This window comes from Mangrovicoccus algicola (assembly GCF_014903745.1).
Lineage (GTDB): Bacteria > Pseudomonadota > Alphaproteobacteria > Rhodobacterales > Rhodobacteraceae > Mangrovicoccus > Mangrovicoccus algicola.
Genome location: NZ_JACVXA010000025.1, coordinates 1 through 9,657 on the forward strand (window position 1 = coordinate 1; position 9,657 = coordinate 9,657).

The 9,657-nt window shown below is 67.2% G+C and carries 9 protein-coding genes; all 9 read right to left on the reverse strand.

The window, feature by feature from the left end; all coding sequences use genetic code 11:
• Positions 1-875: xylose isomerase (locus tag ICN82_RS10065; protein WP_193182248.1), on the reverse strand; the 875-nt coding region annotated here is incomplete at its 3' end.
• 13 nt (positions 876-888) lie between these two features.
• Complete coding sequence (locus ICN82_RS10070; RefSeq protein ID WP_193182250.1) at positions 889-1,542, reverse strand: ThuA domain-containing protein; 654 nt, start codon at positions 1,540-1,542, stop codon at positions 889-891.
• Positions 1,539-2,651: a Gfo/Idh/MocA family protein gene (locus ICN82_RS10075; protein WP_193182252.1), complete on the reverse strand. Its 1,113-nt coding sequence runs from the start codon at positions 2,649-2,651 to the stop codon at positions 1,539-1,541. The genes ICN82_RS10070 and ICN82_RS10075 overlap by 4 nt, the downstream gene beginning before the upstream one ends.
• Positions 2,648-3,658, reverse strand: a complete 1,011-nt coding sequence (locus tag ICN82_RS10080) for an ABC transporter ATP-binding protein (RefSeq protein WP_193182254.1) — start codon at positions 3,656-3,658, stop codon at positions 2,648-2,650. Before ICN82_RS10080 ends, ICN82_RS10075 begins: the two co-directional genes overlap by 4 nt.
• 13 nt (positions 3,659-3,671) lie before the next feature.
• Positions 3,672-5,282, reverse strand: coding sequence for a glycoside hydrolase family 43 protein (locus ICN82_RS10085; RefSeq protein WP_193182256.1), 1,611 nt, complete (start codon positions 5,280-5,282; stop codon positions 3,672-3,674).
• A gap of 3 nt (positions 5,283-5,285) precedes the next feature.
• Positions 5,286-6,116: a carbohydrate ABC transporter permease gene (locus ICN82_RS10090; RefSeq protein WP_193182258.1), complete on the reverse strand. Its 831-nt coding sequence runs from the start codon at positions 6,114-6,116 to the stop codon at positions 5,286-5,288.
• Entirely contained in the window at positions 6,113-7,039 is a 927-nt protein-coding gene (locus tag ICN82_RS10095) for a carbohydrate ABC transporter permease (protein WP_193182260.1), read from the reverse strand. Before ICN82_RS10095 ends, ICN82_RS10090 begins: the two co-directional genes overlap by 4 nt.
• Before the next feature lie 91 nt (positions 7,040-7,130).
• Positions 7,131-8,378: an ABC transporter substrate-binding protein gene (locus ICN82_RS10100; protein WP_193182268.1), complete on the reverse strand. Its 1,248-nt coding sequence runs from the start codon at positions 8,376-8,378 to the stop codon at positions 7,131-7,133.
• Positions 8,379-8,481: 103 nt separating this feature from the next.
• A complete protein-coding gene (locus ICN82_RS10105) occupies positions 8,482-9,555 on the reverse strand; it encodes a LacI family DNA-binding transcriptional regulator (RefSeq protein WP_226898415.1) in 1,074 nt (357 codons plus the stop codon).
• Between the last annotated feature and the right edge of the window lie 102 nt (positions 9,556-9,657).

Consider the following 9,657-nt stretch of genomic DNA (forward strand, 5'->3'; position numbering starts at 1 on the left):
AGCGACCCCGCCAGCGCCAGCTCGTGCTCGAAGCTGTGGCCTGCCAGGATGGCATGGCCCTGCTCGATGTTCAGCTTGACCTCCTTCTCGAACCCGTAGCGTTTCAGGAAGCCATAGACCGTCGCCACGTCGAAATCATACTGGTGCTTGGTCGGCTCCTGCGGCTTCGGCTCGATCAGGAGCGTGCCCTCGAAGCCGATCTTGTGCTTGTAGTCGATGACCATGCCCAGCATCCGCGCCGCCTGGTCGGCCTCGCGTTTCAGGTCGGTGTTCAATAGCGTCTCATAGCCCTCGCGCCCGCCCCACATCACGTAATTCTCGCCGCCCAGCCGGTGGGTTACATCCATGCAGGCGCGGATCGTGGCGGCCGACCAGGCGAAGACCTCCGGGTCGGGATTGGTCGCGGCGCCCGCCATGAAGCGCGGATCGGTGAACAGGTTGGCAGTGCCCCACAGGAGCTTCACCCCCGTCTCTTCCATCTTCGCCGCGAAGAGGTCGCCGATCTCGTCGAGCCCGGCGATATTGCCGCGCAGGCTCCCGGTCTCGGGGCGCACATCCGCGTCGTGGAAACAGAAATAGGGCGTGCCGAGAATGCCGAACAGCTCGAAGGCCGTCTCCGCCTTGGCGCGCGCCGCCTCCATCGTGTCGCCCGCCCAGGGCCGGTCGAGCGTCGGCGCTCCGAACGGATCGGCCCCGGTCCAGGCCAGGCTGTGCCAATAGGCGACCGCCAGGCGCAGATGGTCCTCCATCCGCCTGCCCATCACCACCTCGTCGGGATCGTAATGGCGATAGGCGAAGTCGCTCTCGGCCCCGGCGCCCTCATAGGCGATCTTCGGAATGCCGTCGAAGAACCGGGAAACTCTGGTGCCGTCCATCGGGGGACCTCCCTCAATTGTCATCGCGCGCAGCCCAGAGCAGGCCGCGGCGGAGGATTTCCTTCATTTGCGGATGGTCGAATTCCGCGGCCTTGTGGCCGAGCGCCGAGTAGAAGACCCGCCCCCGGCCATGGCGGTGCTTCCACACCACAGGCATGCGCGTGCCCGCGACCCAGGGGGCGTGTTCGCCCGAGAAGGTCGTGGTGGCCAGCACCTCGATGCGCGGATCGACATGCATGTAATACTGTTCGGAGCGGTAGTCGAAATCGCCGATGCCCTGCAGCAGCGGATCGCCCGCCGCCACCATCTCCACCCGGTAGTCGATGACATTGCCGGGATGGGCGACGAACTGGCCGCCGGTCATGAACTGGTACTCGGTGTTCCTGCGGAACGTGTCGCACATGCCGCCATGGAACCCGCCCAGCCCGCAGCCCGCCTCGACGGCAGCCCCCAGCGCCGCGACCTCCGCCTTCTCGACCTCGGCCATGGTCATGACCGGCACGATCAGGTCGAACGCGCGCAGATCCGCCGTGGCCAGGATGGCGGTGCCCTCGACCCGGGTCACCTCCATGCCCTCGGCGGCCAGCAGCGCCTCGACGATCCCGGAACAGGGGCCGGGTTCGTGTCCGTCCCAGCCGCCATGGAAAATCAGGGCCTTGCGGGTCATTGCGCCATCTCCGTTTCCTCGAACCTGCCGGTCGCCTCGCCCTCGGGCAGCGATGCGGGCCTCTCGCAGGTGGTTGTCAGGGTCTCCGCCCGTCCCGATCCGGCCGAGCGCAGCAGCGCCTCCATCACCTCCAGCACATGCAGCGCCAGCCGGCCGGAGGCGCGGTGATCGCGGCCAGCGGCGATGGCGGCAGCCATGTCCGCCAGCCCCAGGCCGCGGTAATTGCCGTCGCCATGGGCGTGGCGCATCGGCTGGGCCTGCCAGTCCCCGTCATGGAGCATCACCTCGCCGTCGAAGCGGTTGGGATCGGGGATCAGCATCGCGCCCCCGGTGCCGTACAGCTCCAGCGGGCCGTGGCGATGCGCCTTGACGTCGAAGCTGGTGACGATCTGCACCAGCGCGCCGGAGACGAATTCCATCACGCCGGTCACATGGGTCGGGACCTCCACCGGGATCTCGGTGCCCGCGCGCGGGCCGGTGGCGATGACGCGGCTGTCGCGCCCCTTCGCCGCCATGCCGGTGACCCGCGCCACCGGCCCCAGCAGGTTGACCATGGCGGTGACGTAATAGGGCCCCATGTCCATTAGCGGCCCGGCGCCCTCGCCCGCATAGTAGAAATCCGGATTGGGGTGCCAGCGTTCATGCCCGGCCACCATCATCGTGGCGGTCCCGGCGGTGGCGCGGCCGATGCGCCCCGCATCCAGAAGCGCGCGCGCCGTCTGGTGCGATCCGCCGAGGAAGGTATCGGGGGCCGAGCCCAGCCGCAGCCCCCGCGCCTCGGCCGCCTCCACCAGCCGCCGCCCGTCGGCGACGGTCCCGGCCAGCGGCTTCTCGGCATAGACATGCTTGCCCGCCTCCAGCGCCCTCAGCCCGACCTCGACATGCGCCTTCGGGATGGTGAGGTTCAGCACGATGTCGACATCCTCGCGCCGCATCAGATCCTCCACCGTGACCGCCGGGACGCCGTATCGGGCGCCCCTGGCGGCGGCGGCCTCCATGTTCAGGTCGGCCAGGGCGGCAAGGCGGATCTGGGGGAAGAGCGCGCAGTTCTTCATGTAGATGTCGCTGATCACGCCGCAGCCGATGATGCCGATGCCAAGGGGGGTCATGCGCGGGCCTCCATGCGGTGTCCCTTCTCGTCATAGAGATGCAGGTTGGCGGGTTCGGGCGTCAGGAACAGCCGGTCCCCGGCCTTCAGCCGCATATGCCCGGGCAGGCGCACGGTTATGCTGTCGATGCCCTCGGCGCTCATATAGGCGATGGTGTCGGCGCCCAGCGTCTCCACCACCTCGGCACGCGCCGCCCAGGTGCCCTCGGCCCCGTCGACGCGGATATGCTCGGGGCGGATGCCGGCGGTCTTGACGTCCTGACGCCCTATGCTGCGTCCCGGCAGCAGGTTCATCTTGGGCGAGCCGATGAAGGCGGCGACGAATTCGGTGGCGGGACGGTCATACAGGTCCATCGGAGCGCCGACCTGCTCGATCCGTCCGTCCTTCATCACCACGATCTGGTCGGCCAGGGTCATCGCCTCCACCTGGTCATGGGTGACGTAGATCATCGTCGCGCCCAGCGACCGGTGCAGCTGCGCCAGTTCCACCCGCATCTGGCCGCGCAGCGCCGCATCGAGATTGGAGAGCGGCTCGTCCAGCAGGAAGACCTTGGGATTGCGCACGATCGACCGGCCGATGGCGACGCGCTGGCGCTGGCCGCCGGAAAGCTGCGAAGGCTTGCGGTCCAGATAGCTTTCCAGCGCCAGGATCCTGGCGGCGCGGGCCACGCGCTCCTCGCGCTCGAGCTTTGGCATCTTCTGCAGGCGCAGGCCGAAATCGATATTCTGCGCCACCGTCATATGGGGAAACAGCGCATAGGACTGGAACACCATCGAGATCTCGCGCCGCGAGGGTTCTTCCTCCGTGACGTTGCGGCCGCCGATCAGGACGCGGCCGCGGCTCGGCGTCTCCAGCCCCGCGATCATCCGCAGGAGCGTGGATTTCCCGCAGCCCGAGGGCCCGACCAGCACCGTGAAGGAGCCGTCGGGAACCGTGAGATTGAGTTCGGGGATCACCGTCAGGTTGCCGAAACTCTTGGTGATGTCGTCCAGTCTGACCTCTGCCATGGGGGTCTCCTCGTCACGCCGGGCGGGGCGCATAGGTGAAACGGGAAAAATCGGCCGGCGTCGCGGTCCCGGCGATGTCATGCGCGGCCATGCCCACGAAGGCGCCGGTATGGCTGCCGCAGGCATTTCCCGCCGCCTCATCCGCCAGGAGCGACGCATCCAGCGTGACGGGCAGCGCCTGCCAGTCCTCCCCGGGCAGCGCATAGCGGAAGCGCAGGGCCTCGCGATCGACCGAGACGCCCAGCCGGATGGTTCCGGTCGCGGGCAGCGGGATCGGCGCGGAAAGCGGGTAGTCCAGCGCGCCGGTCGGGTAGTCGCCCTTCACGGACATGACGATCAGCTCGCGCGCGCCCTCCTCGGTCGCGGTGACCGCGAGATAGTGGAAGAGATAGGCGTTGTAGTAGCAGATCAGCCCGGCCATCTGCAGATAGCCCGCGGGCGAAAACTCCAGCTCCGTCTCGGCGTCATAGGCCCAGTCTGTCTGGCGGTGCATGACGACCGAATGCTCGAACCGGTTGCCGGGGGACTCGCGGCCGAAGAGCCGCAGCCATCCCGGACGCGCATCCAGCGACCAGATGCGCCCGGTCTCAGGCGTGCGCAGCCATTGCAGCGGCGCGGGCAAAGGGCCGGGGGCGAAGGCGAAATCGCGCTGGGGATCGGGCCAGGGATGCGCAGGCAGATCCGGCGCGGCGACCTCCGGGGCGGGCACATTGCCGCCATGGGCGAGGCGCGGGAATTCGCCGGGCTCCCAGATGATCTTCTGGATCGCGGTTTCCCGCCCGCAGACCGACCGCCGCGTCCCCGGCAGCGGCCGCGAACACAGGTGCACCATGTAATGCTCGCCCATCTGGGTCTCGACGATATCGGCATGGCCCGCGCGCTGGAGCGCGGCGTCGGGCGCGTCCTTTGAGGTCAGCATGTGTTTCGCCGGGTCTGTCTCGTAGGGGCCCAGAAGGTTGCGCGACCGCGCCATGGTGACGGCGTGATCGTATTCGGTGCCGCCCTCGGCGGTCAGCAGCCAGTACCAGCCGTCGCGGCGATAGAGATGCGGCCCCTCGGTCAGGCGCAGGTCGGTGCCGCGATAGATATTGGTGACCGGGCCGACCAGCCGCTGCTCCTCCACCGAATATTCCTGGATCAGGATGCCGCCGAACTTGCCGCCCTTTTCCTGGTTGCGGTGGTTCCAGACCATGTTCAGCAGGTATTTCCGCCCGTCCTCGTCATGGAAGAGCGACGGATCGAAGCCCGAGGAATTCAGGTAGACCGGGTCCGACCAGGGGCCTTCGATGTCCTCCGCCGTCACAAGGTAGTTGCGGCTGTCCTTGAAGGCGCCGGTGCGGCGTTTCAGGTCGGAATAGATCAGCCAGAATTTCCCGTCGGCATGGGTCAGGCAGGGCGCCCAGACGCCGCCGGATTCCTCGGCCCCGCGCATGTCCAGCTGGCTGGCGCGGGTCAGCGGACGGCCCAGCAGCCGCCAGTTCTTCAGGTCGCGCGAATGGTGTATCTGCACGCCCGGGAACCATTCGAAGGTCGATGTGGCGATGTAATAATCCTCGCCCACCCGGAGGATGGAAGGATCGGGGTTGAACCCCTTCAGGATCGGATTGCGGATGGTGTCGGTCATGGATCAGCCCTTGACGGCGCCCCCGGTCAGACCGGCGACGATGTATTTCTGCGCGGCGACGAAGAAGACGACGGCCGGCAGGATGGTGAGGGTGACGAAGGCGAGGGTGCGGTTCCATTCCACCGCGTATTCGCCGCGATACTGCATCATGCCCAGGGGCCAGGTGAAGGCCTCGCGCGAGTTCAGCACGACGAGCGGCAGCAGGAAGTTGTTCCAGCTTTGCACGAAGACGAAGACCCCCACCGTGGCCAGGATCGGCGTGGAAAGCGGCAGGGTGAACCGCCAGAAGAACCGGATATAGCCGCAGCCCTCGACATAGGCGGCCTCGAACAGCTCCTTGGGCAATTCGGCGAAGAAGGTGCGGAACAAGAGGATCGCCAGCGACAGGCCGAAGGCGGTCTGCGGCAGGATCACCGCCCAGTAGGTATCCAGAAGACCCAGGTCGCGCACCTGCACGAACAGGGGCAGGATCGCGGTGGCGAAGGGAAACATCAGCCCCAGCGACAGGTAGGAAAACAGCATCCGCGACCCGAAGAACCGGATCTGCGCGAAGACATAGGCCGCCGCCGCGCCGATCAGCAGCGTCAGCACCACGGTGGCGACCGAGATGATCAGCGAATTGCCCAGATAGCGCCAGAATCCCGGATCGGCGAGAATGCCGGCATAGATATCGGTGCGCCAGACCGCCGGAAGGCTCAGCGCGCTGGTCTGGATTTCCTCGTTCGACTTGAACCCGCCCAGAACGGTGGCCAGCAGCGGCCCCAGCACGAAGCTGGCGATGATGCAGAGCAAGCCGATGCGGAGGATCTGGCGAATCAGGTTGGCGCGGGTCATGCCGGTTTCCTCATGAACAGGCGCTGATAGAAGACCGCGACCGCGACGGCGGCGATGAACAGCGTCACCCCGACGGCAGAGCCGTAGCCGATCTTCAGCCGCGCCAGGCCGAAGGTGTAGAGATAGGTGACGATGGTGTGCGACGAGTTCGACGGACCGCCATTGGTCAGCGGGATCACCACGTCGAAGACCTGCAGCGCGCCGATCACCGAGAAGAAGACCGAGACGATGATCGCGGGCCTGATCATCGGCACCTGGACATGGTGCACCACCTCCAGGCGGCTGGCCCCCTCGATGCGCGCGGCCTCGATCATGTCCTTGGGCACGCCCTGCAGCGCGGCGATGTAGATCATCATGTGGAAGCCGAAATATTTCCACACGATCACGACCATGACGGCGGTGAAAGCCCAGCTGCGGTCGGAGGTGATGAAATAGGGGTCGATCCCCAGCGCCCGGGTCAGGTCGGCCACTACGCCGTAATTGCCATCCATGATGAAGCTCCAGATCAGCCCGGCGGCGATCTCGGCAAGGATGTAGGGCAGGAAGAAGACCAGCCGGAACACCGTGTTCTCGGGCGTGCGGCGATAGATCAGCAGCGCCAGCAAGAGCGCCAGGGGCAGCTGCACCACCAGCGACACGGCGATCACCTTCAGCGAGTTCATCACCGATTGCTGGAACACCGAATGCCCCGCCATGCGCTCGAAATTCTCGAACCCGGCGAAATCCGTGGGCGCGCCATAGCCGTTCCAGTCATAGAAGGCATAGACCCCCGACCCGGCCAGCGGGTAGATCACGAACAGCGTGAAGAGGATCAGGGCGGGGGGCAGCAGCACCAGCGCCGCGGTCATGCGTCCGCTGGTCAGCCTGCGGCGCAGCTTCTCGGTTGCGGAGGGCGACCCCGCATTCATCTCGACGGCAGCCATGCTGCGATTGCCTCTTCTTGGGAATGTCAGTTGTCCGGCTGCGCCGCCGGGAGAACGGCGCAGCCCGGTTCCGCGGGGACGGAGGAGCGCCCTAGCGGAAGTCCCACGCCTCCTGGATGCGCGCGGCGGCATCCTCGGGCGTGACATCGCCGGAGACCAGTTCGGCCGAGATGTCGTTGATCGTGCCGCCGACCGACGCGCCCAGGAACTGGTCGAGGAAGATCTGGTGCTCGGGCGAGGCCTCGATCATCGCATTGATCTCCTGGGTGAAGGGGACCTGGATCGCCTCGCCCGTGCCCTGCATCACCGGCACGAAGAGGCCCTTCTGCGCCCCGAGGCGCTGATGCTCGGCATTGACCAAGAATTTCAGGAAATCGACCGCCTCGGGCGGGGCGCCGGCGGTCACCGCATAGCCGTTGATCCCGCCCAGGGTCGCGCCGGGATCGCCCGCGCCGCCCTCGATCGCCGGGAAGGGCAGGATCTTCAGCTGGCCCTCCAGCAAGTCGCCCTGATCCACGCCGATGGTCTGGGTATAGGCCCAGTCGCCCATCAGCAGGAAGGCGCCCTTGCCCTCGCCGAACATGGTGTTGCCCTGTTCGGCCGAGGTGGACAGCACCCCCGGCTGGAACGGATCGAGCGCCGCCAGCTGCGCCATCTTCTCGCCCGCGGCCAGGAAGGGCGCGGATTCGAACCCCGCGTCATCGCCCTCCATTGCCGCGCGGATCGCCTCGGCACCGCCCTCGCGCAGCAGCATGTAGCTGTAGTAGAAGTGCAGCGGCCACTTGTCCTTGCCCCCCGCGACCAGCGGCGTGATCCCGGCCTCCTTCAGCGTGGCGACCGCGTCGAGGAAGTCCTGCCAGGTGGTGATGGCGGCCAGGTCGATCCCGGCCTTCCCGGTCAGTTCCTCATTGGCGAAGAACACGACCAGCCGCGCCGTCATCGGCAGGCCATAGATCGCGTCGCCGTCACTGAAGGCCGCCAGCGCCCCCGGCGAGAAGCTGTCCAGATAGTCCTGTTCCAGCGCATCGGAAATGTCCTGGACCAAGCCGGCCTCCACCTGGTCGACAAGCGTCAGTCCCGCCCAGCTGTAGATCAGGTCCGGCCGCGCATCCGATTGCAGCATGGTCGGCAGCTTGGTCTTGTACGCTTCGGAGGCGAAATACTCGATCTCCACATCGACATCGGGATGGGCCGCCTCGTATTCGGCGATCACGTCCTGCCAGAACTGCTGCAGATCGGGACTGTTGGATTCCGGGCGCAGCACCTTGACCGAAGTCTCGGCATGGGCCCCCACGGCGGCAAAGGCGCACAGCGCCGCCACCCCTGCAAAGGTCTTCATTCTCTCCTCCCATGTGACGCCCGCTTGCCGGGCCTTGTTTATTTTTGAGTAACGTACATCATTTCCGATCCGGGGCAACCGCCATTTTTACCACTGCATGCCGCTACGGCAGATTATCGCGCATGAAGATGTCGACGCTGATGCGTTCCTGCGGCTCGAAGGTGGGGCGGCCATCGATCAGGGCGCACAGGATGCGCACGGCGCTGCGGATCTCGTGTCCGGCATCCTGATTGATCACGGCGTCGAACACCCCCGCCATCAGCGCCCCGCGGGCATGGGGGGTCAGCTCATGCACGACGACCGGCAGGCGCCGCCCGCCGGGGCGGCCTTCCAGCGCGCGGACGATCCCGCGATTGCCCGCTCCCAGGCTGTAGATGCCGACGATGCCGGGCTCCGCCGCGAATTGCGCGGAGAGTTCCCGCGCCACCGTATCGGCATCGTCGCGCCCCTCGATCGGGGGCAGGCAGGCAAGATGCGGGTATTCGCGCGCGATCACCGTCTCGAATCCCAGCCGCCGCTCCACGTGGTCGCGCAGCAGCGCCGAGCCCATGATGACGGCGATCCGGCCCGGCGCCGGGCAGAACCGCCCCAGAAGGCCCGCGGCCGTGCGGCCGGCCACGACATTGTCAATGCCGACAAAGCGTTCGCGGGCAGAGTTCGGTGCATCCGAGACCAGCGTCAGCACGCGGATGCCCCGCGCCGCCAGGCGCCCCATGGCATCGCGCACCTCGGGTTCGTCCGTGGCCACCACGGCCACCCCGTCGGTATCCCGCGGGTCGATCGCATCCAGCGCCGCGGCAAGGGCCGGACCGTCGAAGGGCGGCACCAGCCGGCTTTGCAGGGCGATGCGGTCCATCGAGCTGAAGCTGGCCGTCTTCTCCACCGCCTCGCGCAGCATGTGCATGAAACTGTTGGTGCCCGCCGCCAGCAGGAAGACCAGCCGGTAGCTGCGCCGCTTGGACAGGTTCGCCGCCGCCATGTCGCGCTGATAGCCCAGCCGTTCCATTGCCGCGCCCACCCGCCGCGCCGTCGCCTCGCGCACGCCGGGGCGGTCGTTCAGCACCCGGTCCACCGTCGCCAGGCTGACCCCCGCCTCGCGCGCCACATCGCGCACCGTCGGCCGTCCCGCGCCGGGATCCGGCCCCCGCCCGCGGGCGGCACCTTCGCCTTGATCCATCATGTCCCTCGTTTTTGAGTATCGTACATCACCATTTCCCCGCGGAAAAGCGTCCAGCATGCCGGGCGGGCAGCCCCGGGGAAAGCCCCGGGCGCCTCGGGC

What these genes read in the sequence shown, in the direction of transcription:
- ICN82_RS10070 (WP_193182250.1), bottom strand. Translation starts at nt 1,542, where the DNA reads ATGACCCGCAAGGCCCTGATTTTCCATGGCGGCTGGGACGGACACGAA.
- ICN82_RS10075 (WP_193182252.1), bottom strand. Translation starts at nt 2,651, where the DNA reads ATGACCCCCCTTGGCATCGGCATCATCGGCTGCGGCGTGATCAGCGAC.
- ICN82_RS10080 (WP_193182254.1), bottom strand. Translation starts at nt 3,658, where the DNA reads ATGGCAGAGGTCAGACTGGACGACATCACCAAGAGTTTCGGCAACCTG.
- ICN82_RS10085 (WP_193182256.1), bottom strand. Translation starts at nt 5,282, where the DNA reads ATGACCGACACCATCCGCAATCCGATCCTGAAGGGGTTCAACCCCGAT.
- ICN82_RS10090 (WP_193182258.1), bottom strand. Translation starts at nt 6,116, where the DNA reads ATGACCCGCGCCAACCTGATTCGCCAGATCCTCCGCATCGGCTTGCTC.
- ICN82_RS10095 (WP_193182260.1), bottom strand. Translation starts at nt 7,039, where the DNA reads ATGGCTGCCGTCGAGATGAATGCGGGGTCGCCCTCCGCAACCGAGAAG.
- ICN82_RS10100 (WP_193182268.1), bottom strand. Translation starts at nt 8,378, where the DNA reads ATGAAGACCTTTGCAGGGGTGGCGGCGCTGTGCGCCTTTGCCGCCGTG.
- ICN82_RS10105 (WP_226898415.1), bottom strand. Translation starts at nt 9,555, where the DNA reads ATGGATCAAGGCGAAGGTGCCGCCCGCGGGCGGGGGCCGGATCCCGGC.